Origin of the sequence: Thermotalea metallivorans, from assembly GCF_001562415.1 — a bacterium.
Taxonomy (GTDB): domain Bacteria; phylum Bacillota; class Clostridia; order Peptostreptococcales; family Thermotaleaceae; genus Thermotalea; species Thermotalea metallivorans.
On the sequence record NZ_LOEE01000031.1, the window covers coordinates 44,320 to 67,665 of the forward strand.

Genomic DNA, 23,346 nt, shown 5'->3' on the forward strand with positions numbered 1-23,346 from the left:
TATATGGAGATCTTAAGAAAAATACCCTATATTTTGCTGTTTTTATCTATTTTTATCAGTACATTGGTCGGGATGCTGGCAAATATAACTTTTCTTTCATTTTTAAAAAGAACCATCCTGTTTTATGTAGTAATATTTTTAGGATCTTATATGGGTGTATCCAATGTATTGAAAGCAAAAATAACACAGAATACGGCTAAAGACAGTTCTGTACAACAGATAGACCTTATTATTCCCTCTGAACAACCGGAATTATATAACAAAAAAGATGACGAACAAACAGATTTTATACCGATAGACTTTAAGAATTATGATACAAATTATTCTTCGAAACCTTATGGGAAAACCAATGGGTCTTAAGGGGGAATAGAGTTATGTCGAATCATCGTTTATGGGATCAATATACCAAAACGAAAGATAAATCCATTAAGGATCAATTGATCTTGTCCTACATCGATTTTGTGAAGATCGTTGCAGGGAGACTATATAATAATTATGGAAACCAGATAGAGTTTGAGGATCTTGTCAGCTATGGCATATTTGGACTCTTGGATGCAATCGATAAATTTGACCCGGGAAAAAATGTAAAATTTGAAACCTATGCATATATCCGAATCAGGGGGGCGATTATCGATCAATTGAGAAATCTAGATTGGATTCCCAGGTCTGTCAGGCAAAAATACAAAAAATTAGAAGATGCTTACAAGTCCATTGAAAATCAAAGGGGAAGAAGTGCGGATGACGAAGAAGTTGCAGCAATACTGGGAATTTCTTTAGATGAGCTGAATGAAATGTTAGCGGATGTTCATTCTTTTACCGTCGTCTCCTTGGAAGAAAAAATTTTAAATAATGCAAACTTTTCTGTCATTGATGACGATATAAATAATGAGCCGCAACAATATTTTGAAAAGGAGGAGATGAAACGGATTTTAATTGAATCGATCAATAGCCTTCCCGAGAGGGAAAGGAAAATTATCAGTTTATACTACTACTCAGAATTGACTTATAAAGAAATATCTCACATTATGGGGATATCAGAATCAAGGATTTCACAATTGCATACGAAGGCAATCATGCGACTGAAGGCAAAATTGGAAAAAACAGGTTAATTCATAAAAAGGTGGTGATTGCAATTGAAAAAAGAGTATATCATAACCGAGGGAAAGACTTATGAAGAAGCAGTGGAAAAGGGTTTAAAAGAACTGAACACAACCCTAGAAAATGTGGACATTGAAGTTTTGGAAGAAGGAAAATCAATATTTCATTTCACCACAAAACATTATAAAATTCAAATAAAGAAAAAAAATATTCAAGAAGATCCTTTAACGAAGGATGCGCTTAGGGATAGGGAGAAGGAATGCACGGATGGTCAAGTAGTGATTGAAGTGAGTAAGGATGAAATGAAGGCCTTTATGACCATGATACCGCCTGAAGGCGGAAAAATGATTACAAAGGAAGATGTAACAAATGCGCTTATTGCGGCGGATGTCGTTTATGGAATAGATTCCATGGCAATTGAAAATGCCATTATACAAAACAACTTTCATCATAAGATTGAGGTAGCCCGGGGAAAAGAGGCAATCCATGGTTTAGATGGAACCATACAGTATCTTTTTGATATACATGCAAAAATACAGCCTGAAATTTTAGAAGACGGATCGGTGAATTTTAAAGAACTGAATTTGATTCAGAATGTAAAAAAAGGAGATGTACTGGCCATTAGAACCTTGCCCACAGACGGTATTGAAGGCATAACCGTAAGGGGGCGGGCATTGCCGGCAAAGCCAGGAAAGCCTGTGCATTTTAAAAGGGGAAAAAATGTAGTGGAAAGTCCCGACGGACTGCAACTGATTGCAGATGCAAACGGACAAGTAAAACTGTTGGACGATAAGGTGACGGTCCTGCAAGTCTGTGAAATCAACGGGGATGTGGATAATTCAACGGGGAATATCCATTTTAACGGAAAAGTGATAGTAAAAGGAAATGTGGCAACGGGTTTTGAAATCCATTGTGATGGAGATGTGGAAGTATATGGTGTAGTCGAAGGAGCTATGATTCATGCGGAAGGGAATATTATATTGCACAAGGGAATCCAGGGAAATAACAGCGGCAGGTTATTCAGCAGGCAAGACATTATTGCCCGCTATATGGAAAATTGTTATGCCAAGGCCTATGGCAATATTCAGGCGGAGGTAGTGATGCACTGCAAATTGGAATCGAAAGGGCAGGTCATTGTTACAGGCAAGAAGGGATTGATTGTAGGGGGGGAAATAAGAGCAAATCAGGATATTTCCGCAAAAATTATAGGGTCCAGTATGGCGACGGCAACGAAGCTGGAAGTAGGCATCGACCCTGAAATGAAAGAACGATATGATCATCTGAAAGAAGAAATGGATCATTTGACGAAAAATATGGATCATGTAAACAAGGCCATTGATTTACTGACAAAAATGGCTAAGATTGCTGCCCTTCCTCCCGACAAGGAAGAGATATTGAGAAAATCGCTGAATACCAAACAATATTTAGAAGTGAAAATAGAAAGTGTCAGCCAGGAGCTTGTCAATTTGAAGCAGATCCTTCAGTCTTTGTCCAATGGAAGAATTCATGCTGAAAATGTTATTTATCCCGGAGTAAAGATTTCTATTGGAAATTCCTTTTATTATGTGAGGGATGAAATTCAACGGGCCACCATTCTTCGGGAAGATGGTGAGATCAAAATCATCCCCTATTTGAAATAAAAAAAAGAGGGTGGAATATGTATGGCTATCAGACCCGTAGACCTTCAACCAATGATTCCTAAAAATATCAGACTATCTCAAGAAAATCAATGGCTAAATAATAAAGAAAGAATGGAACATCAACACCTTGTCATGGCGGACAAAAAAAATGTTGAAAATCAGCTTCAAAGAGTCAATGCCTTTGAGAAAAAAGATCATCCCCAAATTAAAAACCAAGAGGGCCATAAAGGTAAACAGGGGAGAGATCATCCTTCAAAGGATGACGGCAAACAGGAAAAGGAAGAAAAAAATTTTTTCAAAGACAGGCCAAAGTCTGCAGATGGAAAAGGTATAAAAATTGATATCACAATCTGATGTTGGGGGTAGAAATGACAAATACTTTATTGAACTATATTCTTTTTTTTATAGGCGCATTGATTGTGCTGGTATCTTTTCTTTTTTTAAAAAAATATAAGGGTTCTTTTTTTTCCGATCCTATGGCTGCTCTCAAAGAAGAGGAAAAAAAATTGATAGACTGCATAGAGATCGCTGAAGATATTATCAAGGAATTAAATGCAGTCAGCGATCATATTATTCAAAACATTGATGCAAAGGCAGCGGAAATATGCCAAATATTAGAAGAAGCAGATAAAATCCGAAAGAACCAGACAGACTTTTTTTTGGAAAACATATCTGAGCCATTAGGGCATATAGCAGCCGTAAAATGCGAAGTAACCGAAGGGAGAGGGGGCCGATTGGGAATAGAAAAAGGAGATCGAGAGAATGAAGAAGAAATGGCTGATGCCATGGAAGTCAATAAAATATTCAGCCTCCATGATCAAGGGTATACTTCTTCTCAAATAGCAAAACAATTAAACAAGGGGATTGGTGAAGTACAGTTAATATTAAATTTGAGAAAGCGGTGAAAGGTTGAAAAACAGGATATTATGGGTGTGGATGCTTGGTATTGGCATAGGGATCATAATTTCTTCCTCTCTTAATGTATTGACGCAACCGAAAATTACTGAAGATTTTATCAGACGGGAAGCAAGAAAACTGGGAATGATTGACCCTAAGGATTATTTTGACAAATCGGCCATGGAAAAACAGAAGGAATCCCCATCACAGGAAAAAAGGAATGACTTAGCTTTTCCTGCTGCCAATCACAGGATTACCATCAAGATCCCCAAAGGAACGACCAGCAAGGAAATCGCAAAAATATTAAAAGAAAATCGTTTGATTGTCTCAGAGGAAAATTTTCTGAATAAAGTATATGCCAAAGGGATGACGGGCAAAATAAGATGGGGAAAATATGAATTTTCATCGGATTCTTCTGAGGATGAAATTATAGAAAAAATCATCAATGGTGACTTTGAGTAAATATGGAAAAAGTCTATGCATCAGCCCTGTAGCATTCCCACAGGGTATATTTGTGAAAAAATAGGCGGGAAACCTATTCCATATATAGTATATTTAGAGAATTGACAGGGAAAAATGGTGATACATCTATAAGCAAATTTTTATTGCCAAATCCATTCTTCCTATGTTATACTACATAAGGTGATTGAATACACACGCTCTGGAATTTTTAAATTGGTGCCTGCGGGTCTTTTAAAAAGATGAACAGAGTGGAGGAAAAAACCAAGGAGGTGAAGAAAATGTCAGTAATATCAATGAAACAGCTTTTGGAAGCAGGTGTTCATTTTGGGCATCAAACCAGAAGATGGAATCCTAAAATGGCTGAGTACATTTTCACAGAAAGAAACGGTATCTACATTATCGACTTGCAAAAGACTGTAAAAAAAGTTGAAGAAGCTTATGCATTTGTCAAAGAAATTGCAGCAAGCAATAAGACAATTCTATTTGTAGGTACGAAGAAGCAAGCTCAAGAATCCATCGAGCAGGAAGCAAAAAGATGTGGCATGTATTACGTCAATCAAAGATGGCTCGGGGGAATGTTGACAAACTACAAGACAATTCGTAGAAGAATTGACCGTCTTCACGAACTAGTGAGAATGGAAGAGGAAGGAATGTTTGATGTTCTGCCGAAGAAGGAAGTAATCAAGCTGAAAAATGAGCAAGAGAAACTTGAAAAATTCCTAGGCGGAATTAAAGAAATGAATGAACTTCCAGGGGCACTGTTTGTTGTAGACCCAAGAAAAGAGAGAATCGCTGTGCAGGAAGCTCAAAAATTAGGCATACCTGTGGTAGGCATCGTTGACACAAACTGTGATCCTGATGAAGTTGACTATGTAATTCCGGCCAACGATGATGCGATCAGAGCTGTAAAACTGATCACTGCGAAGATTGCTGATGCAGTGATTGAAGGCAGACAAGGCGAACAAATGGAAGAGTAACGAAGGATGGTAAGGGTTAAGAAGGGATTTTATCCCTTACTGCTCTTACCATTTATAATATACACTGAAAACACGTGAGGAGGCGTTCTTATGGCGATTACAGCAGGAATGGTTAAAGATTTGAGAGAAAGAACCGGAGCCGGTATGATGGACTGTAAAAAGGCACTGGAAGAATCCAATGGCGATATGGATAAGGCTATTGAGATCCTTAGGGAAAAAGGATTGGCAAAAGCCGCTAAAAAGGCTGGCAGAATTGCCGCTGAAGGGTTAGTGGAAGCATATATCCATGGCGGAAGAATCGGCGTATTGGTAGAGGTAAACAGCGAAACAGATTTTGTTGCGAAAAATGAAGAATTTAAGCAATTTGTAAAGGACGTGGCCATGCAGATAGCAGCGGCGAATCCCCTTTACATAAGAAGAGAAGAAGTGCCGGAAGAGGTTATTCAAAAAGAAAGAGAGATTTTGAGAGCTCAGGCCCTAAACGAAGGCAAGCCGGAGAAGATTGTTGATAAGATGGTAGAAGGAAGAATTGAGAAGTTCTTTAAGGAAGTTTGCTTATTAGAACAAGCCTTCATTCGAGATCCGGAGATTACTATTCAGGATTTATTGAATGAAAAGATAGCAAAAATCGGGGAAAATTTATCCATACGAAGATTTGTTCGTTATGAAGTTGGAGAAGGTATTGAGAAGAAAGAAGAAAACTTTGCAGAAGAAGTAGCGAAACAAATAAATAGCTAATCCGACAATTAAACATAGAGAACACTGGCCGTGTTCTCTTTTTTAAAATATACTGTTGAGCATGCTGAAAAAGGGTTTTTCAAATAAGTGTAGAATAATTAGAACGGAGGCTGTAATTGTGAGGCCAAAATATAAAAGAATTATATTGAAGTTAAGTGGAGAAGCATTGGCTGGAGAAAAAGGTTTTGGATTGGATGAAAAAACTTTAGATTCAATTGCCGCTCAGGTAAAAGAAATATTTGATTTAGGGGTTGAAGTTTCCATTGTCGTTGGGGGAGGCAATTTCTGGCGTGGCAGAAGTGGCAAGGGGATGGATCGAACAACAGCAGATTACATGGGAATGTTGGCAACGGTCATTAATGCTTTGGCCTTACAAGATGCATTGGAGAGCCTTGGTGTGTTAACAAGGGTACAAACGGCTATTGAAATGCGGCAAATTGCAGAACCGTATATTCGAAGAAAGGCAGTAAGGCATCTGGAGAAGGGTAGGGTTGTGATCTTTGCTGCGGGTACAGGAAATCCTTATTTTTCAACAGATACGACGGCTGCACTGAGGGCTGCTGAAATTGAGGCAGAAGTGATTTTGCTAGCGAAAAAAGTGGACGGCGTGTATGATTCTGATCCGAAAACCAATCCAAATGCTCAAAAAATCCATGAATTAACTTATATCGATGTATTGAATAGAGGATTGGGTGTTATGGATTCCACTGCCACTTCTTTATGTATGGATAACAAGATTCCCATTGTGGTATTTGGTCTAAACGAACCGGAAAATATTAAAAAAGTGATTTTAGGGGAAAAAATTGGAACTTTGGTAAAGGAGGAATAACAAATGAATTTGAGCGTTCACAAGGAACTGGATGAAAAAATGCAAAAAACTATTAAAGTATTAAAAGAAGAGTTGCACAGCATCAGGGCCGGGAGGGCAAATCCGGCATTATTGGATCGAATTACCGTTGAATATTACGGAACACCTACCCCTTTAAAACAGATTGCTACAGTTTCTGCACCGGAGCCAAGATTGCTGGTGATTCAGCCCTTTGATAAATCTGCTGTGCAAGCAATTGAAAAAGCCATTACCCAATCGGATTTAGGCATCAATCCATCTAACGATGGAAAGATTATTCGGCTGGCCATTCCCCAATTAACGGAAGAAAGAAGAAAAGAACTGACAAAATTAGCAAAAAAAATTGGAGAAGATGCGAAGGTTGCTATTCGAAATGAGCGAAGGGAAGCCAACGATAAACTAAAGAAGATGCAGAAAAATGCCGAGATTACAGAAGATGATTTAAAGAAAGCAGAAGATGAAGTACAAAAAATGACAAATAAATATATTGATATTATTGATGAATTAATTGAGAAAAAAGAAAAAGAAATTATGGAGGTATAACGCTACGTGTATATACCGGATGTGGTTGGATTTCCTTTGGAAAAAGCTCAGGATGAGTTAACAAAATTAGGTCTTGGGGTTGTTATCCTAGAAACCTTTTCACCGAAAGAAAAGGAACCTATCGGTGAATGTAGAGTAGTGAAACAAACACAAATAAGTGATCAAATTGAACTGACTGTAAGTTTTTTCTAAGCCCCCGTTTCAAGGGGGTTTCCCATTATTTGTTTTAACGAAAGGCATTGGGGGCATATCGGCATGAAGATTTTTAAAAATTTATTTTGGAAACAAGAAAATACATACAATGTAGGGAATATAGATTTAGAAAATTTACCTGTTCACATTGCAATTATCATGGATGGAAACGGTCGCTGGGCGAAAAAACGAGGATTGCCCAGAACGGCAGGGCATAAGGCAGGAGTGGAAGCATTAAGGGATATCATCCGTACCTGTTCGCGATTAGGAATCAAGTATTTATCCTTATATGCTTTTTCTACAGAAAATTGGAAAAGGCCCCAGGAAGAAGTAAATGGGCTCATGCAGCTTTTGGTATTGTATTTAAGGAAGGAAGTAGAAGAGCTCCATGAGAATCATGTAAAAATCAATGTGATTGGGGACATTCAAGGTTTGCCTGAGAATGCCCGGCAGGAAGTAGAGGCTGCAGTGGCCAGAACCGAGAATAATGATGGATTGGTCGTAAATATTGCATTAAATTATGGGGGAAGGGCTGAAATCATACAGGCAGTCAAAGAAATATCCAGACGGGCAAAAAGAAACGAACTGGATATAGAGGCAATTGACGAAGAAATTTTTTCTAAATTTTTATATACAAAGGGCATTCCGGACCCGGATCTGGTCATTCGGCCCAGTGGAGAATTAAGGATCAGCAATTTTTTGCTGTGGCAGATTGCCTATAGCGAGTTTTGGTTTTCCAATATATATTGGCCTGATTTTACCGGGAAAAATCTAGTGGAAGCCATTATTGACTATCAAAAGAGAGACAGAAGATACGGAGGCGTTAAATAGGAGGAGATTCAAATGTTGACAAGAATTATATCCGCTCTTTTAGGGATTCCCCTATTATTATTTGTAGTGACGAAAGGTGGGATTACATTAAAAGTTTCCCTGCTGGCATTAACGATCATAGCAATGGATGAGTTTTTTAACGCCTTCAGCAATATCGGTGTTTACCCTTCAAAAATGATAGGGATTTCGAGTGCTATCTTGCTTGGGATTTTTACATATGTTGGAACACAAAGGGAATGGATTTTGCTTTGGTTTTTTATCAATATGATGTTCATTCTAGCTTATAATTTATTCAATCGAAGTGTCAATGTCCTGTCTTCAGGGATTACTGCCTTGGGGATATATTATATTGTGTTTTTTATGTTCCATATTATCTTTATTGCAGACAGTACCTATCCTAACCTTGTTTGGATGGTTTTTATTACTGCATGGGCAACAGATACCTCAGCTTATTTTACAGGCGTTTTCTTTGGACGGACAAAGCTTTGCCCCACCATCAGTCCCAAAAAGACGGTGGAGGGCGCTATTGGAGGAGTCATTGGAAGCACCATGGTGAGTGGTATCTTTGCAAAATATTTTGTACCAGATCTTATTTTTCATGGCATGGTTTTAGGATTTTTGGGCAGTATATTTGCACAAGCAGGGGATTTAACGGCATCTGTTTTTAAAAGGCATGTAGGAATCAAAGACTATGGAAAAATAATGCCCGGCCATGGCGGCATATTAGATAGATTTGACAGTATACTTTTTACGGCTCCCGTCGTATATTATTATGTCATTCTATTTATTCAAAATGGCTGATAGCTAATAAATAATAGATGGAAGACAGCAGCGACAAAAAAATGATGGAGTTTATCTTCTTACCCAGATTGCAATTGTTTTACGAGAAATGAAAGGATGATGGAATGAAAAATATAAGCATCTTAGGATCTACAGGTTCCATTGGAAGACAAACGATAGATGTAGTGAGATCCAACAAAGAAGAATTTCATATATCGGGACTAAGTGGAAACAATAATATTGAATTGCTGGAACAGCAGATACGGGAGTTCCGCCCCCGGATTGCTGCCGTAATGGATGAGGCAAAAGCCTTAGAATTATGGAAAAGGCTAGGAAAAAGCAAAACAGAAATTGTATGGGGTCTGGATGGGTTGATTGCTGTTGCTACCCTAGAGGAGGTGGATCTGGTATTAACCTCTGTTGTAGGGATGATTGGTCTTCTGCCTACGATTAGGGCAGTACAAGGAAAGAAAAATATTGCCTTGGCGAATAAGGAAACTTTGGTTGCTGCCGGTGAGATTGTGATGGAAGAAGCCCGCAGACACGGGGTAAAAATTATCCCTGTGGATAGTGAGCATAGTGCCATATTTCAATGTCTTCAAGGATATCGGATGAAGGATATAAGGAGAATCATTTTAACTGCATCGGGAGGGCCCTTTCGAGGTTACTCCAAGGATGAACTGCAAAAGGTTACTGTTGCAGAAGCCTTAAGGCATCCCAGATGGAATATGGGCAAGAAAATTTCCGTTGATTCGGCGACCCTAATGAATAAAGGATTGGAAGTAATTGAAGCAAAATGGCTGTTTGATGTGGATGCAGCACAGATTGAAGTTGTAATTCATCCCCAAAGCATTATCCATTCCCTTGTTGAATACAAGGATAGCTCTGTCTTGGCCCAAATGGGATATCCTGATATGCGGGTACCGATTCAGTATGCATTGACTTATCCGAATCGCTTGGAAAATCATTATGAAAAATTGGATCTGTTGAAGGTAGGCAGTCTAACCTTTGAAAAACCAGACACAGACTGTTTTCCTTGCCTAAGGCTTGCCTACGAATCTTTAAAAATCGGCGGCAGCATGCCCACGGTGCTGAATGCTGCCAATGAGGTATTGGTGGAGTTATTCCTTCAAGGAAAGATAGGATTTCATGAGATTTCCGAGAGGTTGGAAAAAGTACTGGAGAAACATGAAGTGGTGCATAGATTCGATGTAAATGAGATTATGGAAATTGATCTTTGGACCAGAAAATGGATTCAAAACATGACAATTTAGGTGGTGTGAATATGGGAACATTTATTACGGCGATACTTGTATTTGGTCTCTTGGTTATATTTCATGAACTGGGTCACTTTATTGCGGCAAAATTAGCAGGAGTTAAAGTGCATGAATTTGCAGTAGGCATGGGACCCAGGTTTTTGAAAATAAAAGGCAAAGAAACGGAATACTCCTTGAGAATATTGCCGATCGGTGGTTATGTAAAAATGGAGGGGGAAGATGAATCCTCGGAAGATGAAAGAAGTTTTGGGAACAAACCTTTATGGGCAAGGATGTCTGTGATTGTGGCAGGCCCGTTGATGAATTTTATACTGGCCGTATTGCTGTTTATCATTATTTTTTATGCCATCGGATTTCCTACTACAAAAATTAGTCAAGTTACACCTGGTCTTCCAGCAGAGGCAGCCGGCATAGAAGCTGGAGACCAAATTTTGCGCATTGACGGAAAAACTATTGATAGTTGGGATGAAATCGTTCAAATCATTAACAGCAGCAACAATCGATTGCTGCATATAGCTTTGATAAGTCCCAAAGGAGAGGAAAAGGAGGTACAGGTTCAGCCTGTGATGAAAGCAGGAATGAAACAAGCGGTGATAGGGATTTCACCTGTGATTGAAAAATCCTTTCCCAGATCGGTGAAGGCAAGCTTTAACAGAACTATCTTTGTAATGCAGGGTATGTTAGACTTTTTGGGTAATTTATTTAGGGGAAAAGCATCTGCAGAGGATGTGGTTGGTCCTGTGGGGATCATTCATCTGGTAGGTGAGGCAGCGAAGGTCAGCATATTTAGTGTGCTGTCCTTTGCAGCCCTCATCAGTATTAACTTAGGGATTGTAAATTTGCTTCCCATACCTGCACTGGACGGAGGGCGATTGCTCTTTTTAATCTTCGAAGGGATAAGCGGTAAGCCTGTGAATCCGGAAAGGGAAGGGTTTATACACTTGGTGGGCTTTATTTTGCTGATGATGTTGATGATTTTTATCGTCTATAAGGATATTAATAGATTTGACTTATTTTAGGCAGGTGGAGAGATGTGACGATCCATAGAAAAAAAACAAGAACTGTGCTATGCGGAGATATAAAAATCGGCGGAGATGCACCCATTACCATTCAGTCCATGACGAATACAGATACCAGAGATATCCCTGCCACTGTGTCCCAGATCAGGCGTCTTCAGGAAGCGGGCTGTGAAATCATAAGGGTTGCTGTACCTGACGAAGAGGCAGCCAGGGCTATCAAAGAGATTAAATCCCAGGTGCATATTCCTCTTGTGGCAGATATACATTTTGATTATAGATTGGCATTAATCTGTATAGAGAATGGTATCGACAAACTTCGAATTAACCCGGGCAATATTGGAGATGCAGAACGGGTAAAGAAGGTAGTGGCACAAGCCAAGGAGAGGAAGATTCCCATCCGAATCGGCGTAAATGCAGGGTCTGTAGATAGAAAAATTCTAGCCAAGTATGGAGAGGTCAACAAAGAAGCTCTGGTAGAGAGCGCTTTGGAACATATTGGGATTCTAGAACAATTAAATTTTGAAGATATTGTCGTTTCTTTAAAGGCGTCAGACATTCAGCTTACGGTAGATGCCTATAGACTGCTTTCACAAAAAGTAGATTATCCTCTCCATATCGGCATTACAGAAGCCGGAACTATCTGGGGAGGAACCATCAAGTCTGCCATTGGCATAGGAGCCCTTTTGCTGGACGGTTTAGGGGATACCCTTAGGGTTTCTTTGACAGGGGACCCTGTAGAAGAAATTAAAGTTGCCAGGGAAATTTTGAAATCACTGGGTTTGAGAAACTTTGGCGTAAAGTTGGTATCCTGTCCTACGTGTGGAAGATGCCAAATTGATTTAATCCAATTGGCAAATCGAATAGAAGAAAAACTGCAAAAAATCAACAAGTCCGTTACGGTAGCCGTCATGGGATGTGGGGTAAACGGGCCCGGAGAGGCTAGGGAAGCAGATATCGGTATTGCCGGAGGCAAATCCTCAGCTCTGTTGTTTAAAAAAGGAAAAATCATAAAAAAAATTGAGGAAAGTCAAATTGAACAAGTTTTATTAGAGGAAATCGATAAACTCTAGCGTTATTTTTTTCTATCAATTTCATAGCTAAGGGTGGTTTAAATGAGCAGTTTACTCAGTGAGGTTATCGGTGGCTTATTGCCGAATATACCCGTGCCATGGGAAGCTACCATTGAAAGAATACGATACAGTAAAGAAAAAAAGAGATTGGATTTCATCATTGTACCGGATAGAATCATTCCAAAACAGAGCCTTGAATGCCTAAAAGAGGAAATCGCAAAAAATATTCCCTTTGTTCGGGAGGTTAACTTTTTTACGGTATATAAAAATATAGAGATAGATAGGCACAGAATTCTGAAGGAATACAAGGAGAATATCCTGTATGAATTGAACCGGGCAATGCCTTCTACATTAGGTTGGCTAAATTATGCGGATTTTCAGTTTGAAGGCAATGTTTTGTATATCCATATAGAAAGTGCGTTGGGTGTAGAAAATTTAAAGGAAAAGAAAGTAGACGAATTTATAGAGATGATTTTTCTACGAGAGTTGAATCTGCCGATTAAAGTCGTATTGATTGGTGAAACTCCATCGGAAGAAAAATGCAGTGAGGAATATCTAAGACAAAAAGAAGAAGAGACGCAAAATTTGCTAAAGGAATTGATCCACCCTTCCATAAATCTTGGGGAAAAGAAATTTACAGAAGGGAAAGGCACGAAGGATGCATCCCACAACACGTCCGGTATCATATTCGGTAAAAAAATAACAGATGTTAGCATACCTATTTCTGGTATTACAGAGGAGTCCGGAACTGTTGCCATTGAAGGCGAAATTTTTGATATCGAAATAAAGGATTTGAAGAACAACAAGACCTTGTTTACATGCAGCGTAACGGATTATGGCGGTTCGATTGCGGTCAAAGTATTTGCCAAGAAGGAACAAGGGGAATTATTAAGCCAGTCCCTGGTTGTAGGAAAATTTGTGAAAATAAAAGGGGAAGCCAGATATGATACCTTTTCCCGAGAGCTTGTCATCATGGCGAATGATATCAACGAGGCAATCCCAAAGATAAGGGCAGATGTCAGTGAATGCAAACGGGTTGAATTGCATGCCCATACACAAATGAGTTCTATGGATGGCGTATCCTCTGCAAGTGCTTTAATCAAGAGGGCAGCAAAATGGGGCCATCGGGCCATTGCTATAACGGATCACGGTGTGGTGCAGGCCTTTCCGGAGGCCATGGAGGCCGGGAGGAGGCATGGCATAAAAGTCATTTATGGTGTAGAAGGATATTTGGTGAATGACGGTGCTCCTATTGTATTGAATTGCAACGAAAAAACCCTCGATCAAAGCTATGTGGTATTTGATATTGAGACTACAGGATTGTCAAGCAAAAATGACAGAATTACAGAAATTGGGGCTGTGAAAATTGTCAATTATGAAATTGTGGATAGATTTCACGCATTCATTAATCCGGAAATGCCTATTCCTCCCAATATCGTAGAGCTTACAGGCATAACCGATGAGATGGTAAAGGATCAACCCACCATTGAACAAGTGTTGCCCCGGTTTTTAGCATTTATTGAAGATCATCCGGTAGTAGCCCATAATGCAGAGTTCGATACTTCCTTTATCAAAGAAAACTGTAGCAAACTGGGCTTGTCTTTTCATAATCCTATTGTGGATACGCTGCCATTGGCAAAGATTTTGATGCCGAAGCTAAAAAAATATAGACTGAATATGATTGCGGAAGCATTGGGCGTGACGCTGGAAAATCATCATCGGGCTGTTGATGATGCAGGAGCCACAGCGCAGATATTTATCAAGTTCCTCATAATGCTAAAAGAAAAAAACATCACGTACTTAAAAGAAGTAAACGATTTATTTTCTCAAGGGATAGATATAAAAAAATTAGATACTTATCATATCATTCTACTGGTCAGGAACTATATAGGGCTGAAGAATCTATATAAGATAATTTCTGCCGCCCATTTGGATTATTTTTATAAAAGACCTAGAATTCCAAAATCACTACTGACCCAGCTGCGGGATGGTTTAATCATCGGCACTGCCTGCGAGGCGGGAGAGTTATATAGGGCCCTGATAGGAAATAAGTCCCAGAGAGAAATTGATGAAATTGTAAAGTATTATGATTACCTGGAAATTCAACCTTTGCAAAACAATCTTTTTTTAATTGATAAGGGAATTGTGAAGGATGAGGAGGAGTTAAGGAACATCAATAAAAAGATTGTTCAGTTAGGCAAGAAGTTTCATAAACCGGTTGTTGCCACCGGCGATGTACATTTTCTGGATCCCCAGGATGAAATCTATAGAAGGATATTGATGGCAGGACAAGGATTTGATGATGCCGATGAGCAAACCCCTTTGTATTTTAAAACTACTGATGAAATGTTGAAAGAATTCGACTATTTAGGAAAGGATACTGCCTGGGATGTGGTGGTGAAAAATCCAAATCAAATTGCCGATGCCGTGGATGACATTCTGCCCATACCGGAAGATACTTTTCCGCCGATTATTGAAGGCTCAGATGAAGATTTAAGAAGGATGTGTTATGAAAAGGCAACCCGTATTTATGGAGATCCACTGCCTGAGATTGTACAGAAACGACTGGATCGGGAATTGAATTCTATTATTAACAACGGATATGCGGTCATGTATATCATTGCCCATAAATTGGTTACAAAATCCCTTCAAGATGGATATTTGGTTGGTTCAAGGGGTTCTGTAGGTTCTTCTTTTGTTGCCACCATGAGTGATATTACGGAAGTAAATCCCTTGCCGCCCCATTATGTTTGCAAGAACTGCAAGCATTCTGAATTTATTACAGACGGGTCCATCGGAAGTGGTGCGGATTTGCCTGATAAAAATTGTCCCGTCTGCAATATGCCCTATTTGAAAGATGGCCATGATATACCCTTTGAAGTATTTTTAGGATTTGAAGGAGATAAGGAACCTGATATAGATTTAAATTTTGCAGGAGAATACCAGCCAACAGCTCACAAATATACAGAGGAGCTGTTTGGCGAAGGATATGTCTTTCGGGCGGGAACTATTGGTACCATTGCCGATAAGACGGCCTATGGCTTTGTGAAAAAATATTTTGAGGAAAAGAAAATTCATGTCAATAACCGTGAAATCGAAAGGTTGGCCAAGGGATGTACGGGCGTAAAAAGAACAACAGGGCAACACCCGGGCGGTGTAATGGTTGTGCCTAATTATAAGGAAATATACGATTTTTGTCCTATCCAATATCCTGCCAATGATAGCTCCTCCGGGGTCATCACCACCCATTTTGATTACCACTCCATCAGTGGCAGGTTGCTGAAGTTGGATATACTTGGACATGATGTGCCTACAATTATTCGAATGCTGCAAGATATAACGGGAGTAGACCCTACCCAGATACCCTTGGATGACAAGGAAACCATCAAGATTTTTACCAGCCTTGAGCCGTTAAGGATCGTAGATGATGAATTTGAATGTGACGTGGGAAGCTTGGGCATTCCTGAATTTGGTACAAAATTTGTTAGACAAATGCTGGTGGACACAAAACCTTCTACCTTTGCAGAGCTGGTGCGAATCAGCGGACTTTCCCATGGAACAGATGTATGGCTGAATAATGCCCAAGATCTTGTGAGACAGGGAATTGCTGAGTTAAAGGATGTAATTTCTACAAGGGATGATATTATGAATTATTTGATCTACAAAGGATTACCTCCGAAAACAGCTTTCAAGATCATGGAAAAGGTAAGAAAAGGAAAGGGGTTAGCTCCAGAGGATGAAGAAATTATGGCAAAACATCATGTACCGGCTTGGTATATTGATTCTTGCAACAAGATTAAATACATGTTTCCCAAGGCCCATGCAGCCGCCTATGTGATGATGTCCTTCAGAATTGCATATTTTAAAGTGCATTATCCTTTGGCCTTTTATGCTACATATTTTACGACAAAAGCCGCAGATTTTGATGCGGACCTAATCGTACGAGGGAAAGAAAATGTAAAAAACAAGATCAAAGAATTAGAAGCTTTAGGCAATGCCATGTCTCAGAAGGAAAAAGATCTTTTGACAGTTTTAGAGGTGGCCCATGAGATGTATGCCAGGGGTTTCAGTTTTCTGCCGGTTGATATCTATCGGTCCGATTCGGATAAATTTTTGATTGTCGGAAATAAGCTTCTCCCACCCTTGTGTGCCCTGCAGGGAGTGGGTGAAAATGCTGCCAAAAGTATATGTGAGAGCAGAAAAGAAGGTGAGTTTATTTCTATCGAGGATTTGAGGGAAAGGACAAAGGTGACAAAAACAGTGATTGAAACTTTGCAAAACCATGGGTGTCTTCAAGGACTGCCGGATACGAACCAACTCTCATTATTTTGACCTTGCATAACTTTGCTTATTATGCTATAATTTTACTGGTATAGAAAGATGTTCTGGAAAGAGTGGGAGAAAGCCCACTCTTTGCTATTATGCCTAGGCTTTTTCAAGGGAATAAAGGATAAGGGTTTATGGGAAAATATGCATATCATGATATCTTATGTGCATTATGTAAGAAGAGGAGGAAAGAAAATTGTCTAAAAAACGTATTGTCGATATTGCAGAAGAACTGGTAATGCCTGTTATCCGAGAAAACAATTTTGAATTGGTAGATATAGAATACGTAAAAGAAGGCAAAGATAGATTTTTAAGGGTCTATATTGATCACAAGGATGGGATTACTTTAGACGATTGTCAAAAAGTAAGCGAGTATTTGAGTGATCGCTTAGATGAAGTAGATCCTATAGAAGAAAGCTACTATTTAGAAGTGTCTTCGCCGGGGTTAGACAGACCATTAAAAAAGGATGAGGACTTTGAAAGATTTAAGGGAAGGATGGTAGAAGTATATCTTTATCAGGCGGTAGAAGGAAAAAAAGTCATGGAAGGCGAATTATTAGGACTGATTGACAATCATGTTGCCATTAAAGTAAATGGGCATGAAATTTTTGAATTATCAAGGGATAAAGTTGCTAAGGTGAAATTAGCAGTAATCATGGAATAGGGAGGTTGCTTGTGGTGAACGGAGAATTTATGGAAGCCCTTGACCAGATAGAGAAGGAAAAGGGCATATCGAAGGATATTTTGATTGATGCCATTGAAGCTGCATTAATTTCCGGCTATAAACGAAATTATGGATCTGCTCAAAACGTAAAGGTATATATTAATCGGGAAACAGGAGACGTACGGGTATTTTCTTTAAAAGATGTGGTTGAAAATGTAGAAAATGATTTATTGGAGATTAGTCTTGAAGATGCCAAAAAGATTGACAGCAATTATGAGATCGGCGATATTGTGGAAAAGGAGGTAACCCCTAAGAATTTCGGACGAATTGCTGCACAAACAGCCAAACAGGTGGTTGTTCAAAGAATCCGGGAGGCTGAAAGAGGAATTATCTATGATGAGTTTGTCAATAGGGAGAGCGAGATTGTCACTGGGATTGTTCAAAGAATCAGCAAGGGGAATGTATTTATCAATCTTGGAAAAACAGAAGCCATTCTGGCTCCTAGTGAACAAATTGAGGGAGAAACTTATAAGCATAATGACAGAATCAAGACCTATATTGTTGAGGTGAAGAAAACGACAAAAGGACCGCAAATTATGGTTTCAAGGACTCATCCTGGTCTGGTAAAGCGATTGTTTGAACTGGAGGTCCCCGAAATCCATGATGGTGTGGTAGAAATCAAAAGCGTTGCCCGGGAGGCCGGATCAAGATCAAAAATTGCCGTATATTCCCATGATCCCAATGTGGACCCTGTAGGTGCCTGTGTAGGCCATAAAGGAGTTAGGGTGCAAGCCATTGTAGATGAATTGAAGGGTGAGAAAATAGATATTATCAAATGGAGTGAAAACCCTGAAGAGTTCATTGCCAGCTCCTTGAGCCCGTCAAAGGTAATCAAGGTGGAGGTGAAGGAGAATGAAAAATCCGCTTTGGTGGTGGTACCGGATTTCCAATTGTCTTTGGCCATAGGGAAAGAAGGTCAAAATGCAAGATTAGCTGCGAAACTAACTGGATGGAAGATCGATATTAAAAGTGAAACACAATATGGCGATTATATGCGGCAACAAAACAACTGTTAGCATGGGGGGTATATTGAATGAAGGCAAAAAAAGTACCTCTTAGGCAATGTATCGGCTGCATGGAAGGAAAGCCTAAGAAAGAGCTAATCCGTATTGTCAGGACGCCTGACGGCGAAATCAAGATTGACAGAACTGGGAAAGCGGCTGGCAGGGGCGCTTATCTTTGCGATTGCATGGAATGTCTGAACAAAGCTCAAAAAAAGAAAGCTTTAAATCGGGCTTTTCAGCAGGATATCGGGGATGAAATTTACGGGAAGCTGTATGAGGAGCTAAAAAACAATGGATAAGAAAATTCTTTCTTTCTTGGGTCTCGCCCAAAGATCCGGAAATCTGGTTACAGGAGAAGATACCTGCCAGCATTATATAAAAAAAGGAAATATTTATTTGGTTGTTATTGCCGAGGATGCATCAGAAAATACAAAAAAGAAATTTCAAGATATGTGTAAATACAGAAATATAAGGTGTGTCATCTATGGAAAACGAGAGGATCTATCCCATGCTGTGGGAAAATTGAACCGGGCAGTATATGGAATGAAAGACGCAGCCTTTGCGAAAAAAATCTATGATCTCATTCGGGAGTCCATGGGAGATTCAAATTCTTTAGGGGGTGAATGAATATGTCAAAAATTAGAGTATATCAGTTAGCGAAGGAACTAGGCATATCCAGCAAGGAATTGATAGAGAAATTAAGTGAGTTCGGCGTTGAAGTGGCAAACCATATGAGTACATTGGAAGAGGATGAGGCAAGCATTATCATGGAGTTTTATGATATAGACAATAAAAAGCCAAAAGACAAAAAAACGAGCAAGAAACAAAATAGGGAGAATGACGAAACGAAAGGGAAAGAGGCAGTTCATGAAAGGGAAGAGAAAAAACAGGAGAGTCCCAAGAAGATCATTTCCATACCGGAAAAAATCATTGTAAAGGATTTGGCTGAGAAAATTGGCAAGAGCGTATCAGAGGTAATGGGCAAATTAATTGCTTTAGGGGTTTTTGCCACCATCAATCAGGAAATTGATTTTGATACTGCAGAAGTAATTTGTGGGGATCTGGGAATTTTCGTGGAAAAAGAGGAAGTAAAGGAAGAAGTGGAGTTTGGGTTGGAACAAGAAGAAGACAAACCTGAGGACTTGAGGCCCAGACCTCCGGTCATTACGGTCATGGGTCATGTGGACCATGGAAAGACCTCCCTCTTGGATGCCATCAGAAAAACCAATGTTACTGCCAAAGAAGCCGGCGGTATTACCCAGCATATAGGGGCTTCGGAAGTAGAAGTCCACGGAAATAAAATCGTCTTTTTGGATACGCCAGGTCATGAGGCTTTTACTTCTATGAGAGCCAGAGGTGCCAAGGTGACAGATATTGCAGTGCTGGTTGTTGCAGCGGACGATGGTGTTATGCCCCAGACAAAAGAAGCCATTAATCACGCAAAGGCAGCCAATGTACCTATAATCGTTGCCATGAACAAAATCGATAAACCCAACATAAATCCTGACAGGGTAAAGCAGGAATTGGCAGAAAACGGTGTGCTTATTGAAGAATGGGGCGGTGATACGATTTGTGTACCTGTATCGGCAAAATCCGGAGAAGGGATTGAAAATCTGCTGGAAATGATTTTATTAGCAGCCGAGATGTTAGAACTGAAGGCAAATCCAAAGCGATTGGCTTCCGGGACTGTGATCGAAGCAAAACTTGACAAGGGAAGGGGACCTGTGGCTACTGTCTTGGTTCAGAACGGAACATTAAAGATAGGGGATTCTATTGTGGCAGGTTCATCCTATGGAAGGGTTAGAGCCATGATGAATGACAAGGGAAAAGCCATCAAAAAGGCGGGACCATCAACCCCTGTGGAAATACTGGGTCTATCCGATGTACCTGAAGCCGGGGATTTATTTCATGCAGTTAGAGAGGATAAGATTGCAAGGCAAATTGTTGAAAAAAGAAAATTGAAGGTTAGAGAAGAAAATCTGAATGCAACGGCTAGGGTTACGTTGGAGGATCTGTTTAAACATATCCAAGAAGGTAATGTGAAGGAATTGAATATCATCGTAAAGGCAGATGTTCAGGGATCTGTAGAGGCCGTGAAGCAATCTTTGATGAAACTGAGCAATGACGAAGTGAAGGTAAAGGTAATCCATGGCGGTGTAGGAACGATTACGGAATCAGATATAATGCTTGCTTCCGCATCCAATGCCATCATTATCGGTTTCAATGTAAGACCTTCATCTACTGTTGAAAGCTTGGCAGAGAGAGAAAATGTCGACTTGCGGACCTACAGAATCATCTACGAGGCCATAGAGGATATCGAAGCTGCCATGAAGGGAATGCTTGAACCTGAATATAAAGAAGTTGTATTGGGCAAAACGGAAATCAGGGCTACTTTCAAGGTACCCGGTGTAGGAACGATTGGCGGGGCATACGTATTGGACGGAAAAATTACGCGAAATGCCAAAATACGGCTGATTCGGGATGGTATTGTCATCCACGAAGGAGAAATTTCGTCATTAAAGCGATTCAAGGACGATGTAAGGGAAGTAGCTGCCGGTTACGAATGTGGTGTCGGAATCGCAAACTATAACGATATCAAAGAGGGAGACATCATAGAAGCCTTTGTAATTGAAGAAGTGAAGAGAGGTTAAAATGTTTTTTAGAGAAAGGTGGTTCCAAAATGGGGTACCCACGCACAAGCAGAATTAGTGAAGAAATCAAAAGAATCGTCAGTCAGCTGATGATGAACGAGCTGAAGGATCCTCGACTTTCACCGCTGACGAGTATTGTTGGGGTGGAGGTTACAAAAGATTTGAGATATGCCAATATCTATATTAGTGTATACGGTTCCCAAGAAGAAAAAGAGAATTCTCTAAAAGCCTTGCAAAATGCAGCCGGCTATATTCGAAAAGAGATAGGCAGAAGCTTAAAATTAAGATATACACCGGAGCTGTTGTTTAAAATAGATCAATCGATTGAGCAAGGGATGTATATCAGCGATTTAATTAGCAAAGTAACGAAAAAGGATGCAGAAGATGGAAGGGAAAATGATGTCTAAAGAAAAAATTTATCAAGAAATTGAGAGGGGAGAACATATTTTTATTCTCCCCCATGTTCTCCCTGACGGAGATACCATAGGATCATCCTTGGCCCTTTTTTTAGCTTTAAAAAAAGTAGGGAAAAAACCTTATGTCCTATTGTCCGATGATATACCCTATCATTTAACTTTTCTTCCCATCGGCGATATTCAACGTGAAATTGCCGAAACCATTACCCCGGATTTAGTCATTGCTGTGGACTGCAGTGATATGGAAAGACTGGGCTCCAGGAGAAAATATATTGAACAGGCAAGCATCAGCTTAAATATTGATCATCATATCACCAATACCCGATTTGCCAGCGTGAATTGGGTAGATGATGAAGCGGCGGCCACAGGAGAAATGATTTATACTCTTATCAAAGATATGGGCATTTCCCTCGATCAGGAAATAGCCACATGCCTCTATGCGGCTATTACTACTGATACAGGAAGCTTTAAATACAGCAATACAACCCCCAAAACCCATAGGATAGCAGCGGAACTGCTTGCCAGTGGAATTCCTTTGAATGGTATAACCACAGAGATATATCAGAATAAACCGGCCTATCAGGTGAAACTGCTCTCGGTGGTGCTGAATACTTTGGAATTTTGCTATTCCGGAAAACTTGCCCTTTTGCATGTTACCCAAGATATGCTGGATGGGACGGGCGCTAAGGTATCTGATACGGATGGATTGATAGAGTATGCAAGGGATATCAAGGGTGTAGAGGTGGGTGTGTTGTTAAAGGAGTTAGAACCGGGAGAGATTAAAGTCGGTTTTCGATCAAAATACAACATCGATGTGAGCAAAGTTGCGGGGCAATTTGGCGGAGGAGGACACACCAAAGCTTCCGGGTGCACTATCAAGGGTGATATGAAAAATGTAAAAGAAGCGGTAGTCAATGCATTTAAAAATATATTATAAGGTGATATGATGGATGGTATTGTGAATGTACTAAAACCACCAAAAATGTCTTCCCATGATGTGGTGAGTTTTATACGGAAAATATTCAATATCAAGAAAGTCGGTCATACGGGAACATTGGATCCCATGGCTGCCGGCGTACTGCCCATATGCCTTGGCAAGGCGACAAAGATCAGCCAGTATTTGCTGGATGACGTCAAGCGATACCGATGTGAAATGGTCTTAGGCAGCAATACAGATACCCAGGATCGTTGGGGCACAGTGATACAGTCCCGTCCCGTGAGGGTGAGGGAGAGTGATATCGTAGAAGTCTTTCATCGGTTTCAAGGTGAAATTTTGCAAATTCCGCCCATGTATTCCGCTTTAAAGCACAAGGGGAAAAAACTGTATGAGCTTGCCAGGGAGGGAAAAAATGTAGAAAGAGAAGCAAGAAAAGTATGGATTTATGGGTTGAACATTATTCATATAGACCATGATAGGATACTATTTGACGTGCTCTGCTCTAAAGGTACTTATGTTCGAACCCTGTGCGAAGATATAGGCAATCAATTGAATTGTGGCGCCTACATGTCTTTTTTAATCCGCACTGCCAGTGGGAGATTTACATTGGAGGAAGCGGTGACGCTGGAGACCTTGCAATCCATCGCACCAGATATGCTGCAATCCCGTTATCTCTATGGAATGGATTACCCGTTCATCCATATGCCGAGGATTGATATAAAAAAATCCTCAATGAAATATGTGCTGAACGGAAACGATATTTATGAAAAAAACATCATCGATGGCCATGGGTTAAAAGAAGGAGTCATGGTGAGATTATATGGAGATCATCGGTTTGTTGCCTTAGGCAGGGTGAAAAAAGACAAAGAATTATATATTGATATTGAAAGAGTTTTTTAACTAAAGGGGAAAAATTT

The 23,346-nt window shown here is 39.9% G+C and carries 25 protein-coding genes; all 25 read left to right on the plus strand.

All coding sequences use genetic code 11. The annotated features are described in order from the left end of the window. The first annotated feature begins 3 nt into the window (after positions 1-3). The 25 genes from AN619_RS07585 (at position 4) to truB (ending at position 23,329) form a co-directional block, all read left to right on the plus strand. Positions 4-360 carry a hypothetical protein gene (locus AN619_RS07585; RefSeq protein ID WP_068556126.1) on the plus strand — a complete coding sequence of 119 codons (357 nt, stop codon included), beginning with the start codon at positions 4-6 and terminating at the stop codon, positions 358-360. A gap of 14 nt (positions 361-374) precedes the next feature. Continuing rightward, positions 375-1,109, plus strand: a complete 735-nt coding sequence (locus tag AN619_RS07590) for a FliA/WhiG family RNA polymerase sigma factor (RefSeq protein ID WP_068556127.1) — start codon at positions 375-377, stop codon at positions 1,107-1,109. Positions 1,110-1,133: 24 nt separating this feature from the next. Then, positions 1,134-2,738 (plus strand): FapA family protein, encoded by a 1,605-nt coding sequence (locus AN619_RS07595; RefSeq protein ID WP_068556128.1) that lies wholly within the window; start codon positions 1,134-1,136, stop codon positions 2,736-2,738. Between the two features lie 21 nt (positions 2,739-2,759). Next, the gene (locus AN619_RS07600; RefSeq protein ID WP_068556129.1) at positions 2,760-3,092 is read left to right on the plus strand and encodes a hypothetical protein; all 333 of its coding nucleotides are present in this window, start codon (positions 2,760-2,762) and stop codon (positions 3,090-3,092) included. A gap of 14 nt (positions 3,093-3,106) precedes the next feature. Further along, positions 3,107-3,643, plus strand: coding sequence for a DUF6115 domain-containing protein (locus tag AN619_RS07605; protein ID WP_068556130.1), 537 nt, complete (start codon positions 3,107-3,109; stop codon positions 3,641-3,643). 4 nt (positions 3,644-3,647) lie between these two features. After that, positions 3,648-4,097, plus strand: a complete 450-nt coding sequence (locus AN619_RS07610) for an endolytic transglycosylase MltG (protein WP_157064952.1) — start codon at positions 3,648-3,650, stop codon at positions 4,095-4,097. 278 nt (positions 4,098-4,375) lie between these two features. Further along, positions 4,376-5,074, plus strand: coding sequence for a 30S ribosomal protein S2 (rpsB, locus tag AN619_RS07615; RefSeq protein ID WP_068556132.1), 699 nt, complete (start codon positions 4,376-4,378; stop codon positions 5,072-5,074). Positions 5,075-5,164: 90 nt separating this feature from the next. Continuing rightward, positions 5,165-5,812: a translation elongation factor Ts gene (tsf, locus tag AN619_RS07620; protein WP_068556133.1), complete on the plus strand. Its 648-nt coding sequence runs from the start codon at positions 5,165-5,167 to the stop codon at positions 5,810-5,812. A 115-nt stretch (positions 5,813-5,927) separates the two neighbouring features. Then, the gene (gene pyrH / locus AN619_RS07625) at positions 5,928-6,641 is read left to right on the plus strand and encodes a UMP kinase (protein ID WP_068556168.1); all 714 of its coding nucleotides are present in this window, start codon (positions 5,928-5,930) and stop codon (positions 6,639-6,641) included. A 3-nt stretch (positions 6,642-6,644) separates the two neighbouring features. Next, positions 6,645-7,202, plus strand: a complete 558-nt coding sequence (gene frr / locus AN619_RS07630) for a ribosome recycling factor (protein WP_068556134.1) — start codon at positions 6,645-6,647, stop codon at positions 7,200-7,202. Between the two features lie 6 nt (positions 7,203-7,208). Next, positions 7,209-7,394: a PASTA domain-containing protein gene (locus tag AN619_RS07635; RefSeq protein ID WP_068556135.1), complete on the plus strand. Its 186-nt coding sequence runs from the start codon at positions 7,209-7,211 to the stop codon at positions 7,392-7,394. 63 nt (positions 7,395-7,457) lie between these two features. Further along, the gene (locus AN619_RS07640) at positions 7,458-8,225 is read left to right on the plus strand and encodes an isoprenyl transferase (protein WP_068556136.1); all 768 of its coding nucleotides are present in this window, start codon (positions 7,458-7,460) and stop codon (positions 8,223-8,225) included. A 12-nt stretch (positions 8,226-8,237) separates the two neighbouring features. Then, positions 8,238-9,026 (plus strand): phosphatidate cytidylyltransferase, encoded by a 789-nt coding sequence (locus AN619_RS07645; protein WP_068556137.1) that lies wholly within the window; start codon positions 8,238-8,240, stop codon positions 9,024-9,026. Positions 9,027-9,130: 104 nt separating this feature from the next. Next, positions 9,131-10,279 carry a 1-deoxy-D-xylulose-5-phosphate reductoisomerase gene (locus AN619_RS07650; RefSeq protein ID WP_068556138.1) on the plus strand — a complete coding sequence of 383 codons (1,149 nt, stop codon included), beginning with the start codon at positions 9,131-9,133 and terminating at the stop codon, positions 10,277-10,279. A gap of 11 nt (positions 10,280-10,290) precedes the next feature. Next, the gene (gene rseP / locus AN619_RS07655; RefSeq protein ID WP_068556139.1) at positions 10,291-11,301 is read left to right on the plus strand and encodes an RIP metalloprotease RseP; all 1,011 of its coding nucleotides are present in this window, start codon (positions 10,291-10,293) and stop codon (positions 11,299-11,301) included. A 14-nt stretch (positions 11,302-11,315) separates the two neighbouring features. Further along, the gene (gene ispG / locus AN619_RS07660; protein WP_198153261.1) at positions 11,316-12,371 is read left to right on the plus strand and encodes a flavodoxin-dependent (E)-4-hydroxy-3-methylbut-2-enyl-diphosphate synthase; all 1,056 of its coding nucleotides are present in this window, start codon (positions 11,316-11,318) and stop codon (positions 12,369-12,371) included. A 42-nt stretch (positions 12,372-12,413) separates the two neighbouring features. Beyond that, on the plus strand, positions 12,414-16,703 hold the full coding sequence (locus AN619_RS07665) for a PolC-type DNA polymerase III (protein ID WP_068556140.1): 4,290 nt from the start codon (positions 12,414-12,416) through the stop codon (positions 16,701-16,703). Between the two features lie 190 nt (positions 16,704-16,893). Continuing rightward, a complete protein-coding gene (gene rimP / locus AN619_RS07670; RefSeq protein ID WP_083525035.1) occupies positions 16,894-17,361 on the plus strand; it encodes a ribosome maturation factor RimP in 468 nt (155 codons plus the stop codon). A gap of 14 nt (positions 17,362-17,375) precedes the next feature. Further along, complete coding sequence (gene nusA, locus AN619_RS07675; protein ID WP_068556171.1) at positions 17,376-18,437, plus strand: transcription termination factor NusA; 1,062 nt, start codon at positions 17,376-17,378, stop codon at positions 18,435-18,437. Between the two features lie 17 nt (positions 18,438-18,454). Continuing rightward, entirely contained in the window at positions 18,455-18,724 is a 270-nt protein-coding gene (gene rnpM / locus AN619_RS07680; RefSeq protein ID WP_068556141.1) for an RNase P modulator RnpM, read from the plus strand. Further along, the gene (locus tag AN619_RS07685; protein WP_068556142.1) at positions 18,717-19,052 is read left to right on the plus strand and encodes a L7Ae/L30e/S12e/Gadd45 family ribosomal protein; all 336 of its coding nucleotides are present in this window, start codon (positions 18,717-18,719) and stop codon (positions 19,050-19,052) included. The genes rnpM and AN619_RS07685 overlap by 8 nt, the downstream gene beginning before the upstream one ends. A 2-nt stretch (positions 19,053-19,054) precedes the next feature. Next, the gene (gene infB / locus AN619_RS07690) at positions 19,055-21,076 is read left to right on the plus strand and encodes a translation initiation factor IF-2 (protein ID WP_157064953.1); all 2,022 of its coding nucleotides are present in this window, start codon (positions 19,055-19,057) and stop codon (positions 21,074-21,076) included. 29 nt (positions 21,077-21,105) lie between these two features. Next, entirely contained in the window at positions 21,106-21,483 is a 378-nt protein-coding gene (gene rbfA, locus AN619_RS07695) for a 30S ribosome-binding factor RbfA (RefSeq protein ID WP_068556144.1), read from the plus strand. Next, complete coding sequence (locus AN619_RS07700; RefSeq protein WP_198153262.1) at positions 21,476-22,429, plus strand: DHH family phosphoesterase; 954 nt, start codon at positions 21,476-21,478, stop codon at positions 22,427-22,429. Before rbfA ends, AN619_RS07700 begins: the two co-directional genes overlap by 8 nt. A gap of 9 nt (positions 22,430-22,438) precedes the next feature. Continuing rightward, complete coding sequence (gene truB / locus AN619_RS07705) at positions 22,439-23,329, plus strand: tRNA pseudouridine(55) synthase TruB (protein WP_068556146.1); 891 nt, start codon at positions 22,439-22,441, stop codon at positions 23,327-23,329. Positions 23,330-23,346: the final 17 nt, after the last annotated feature.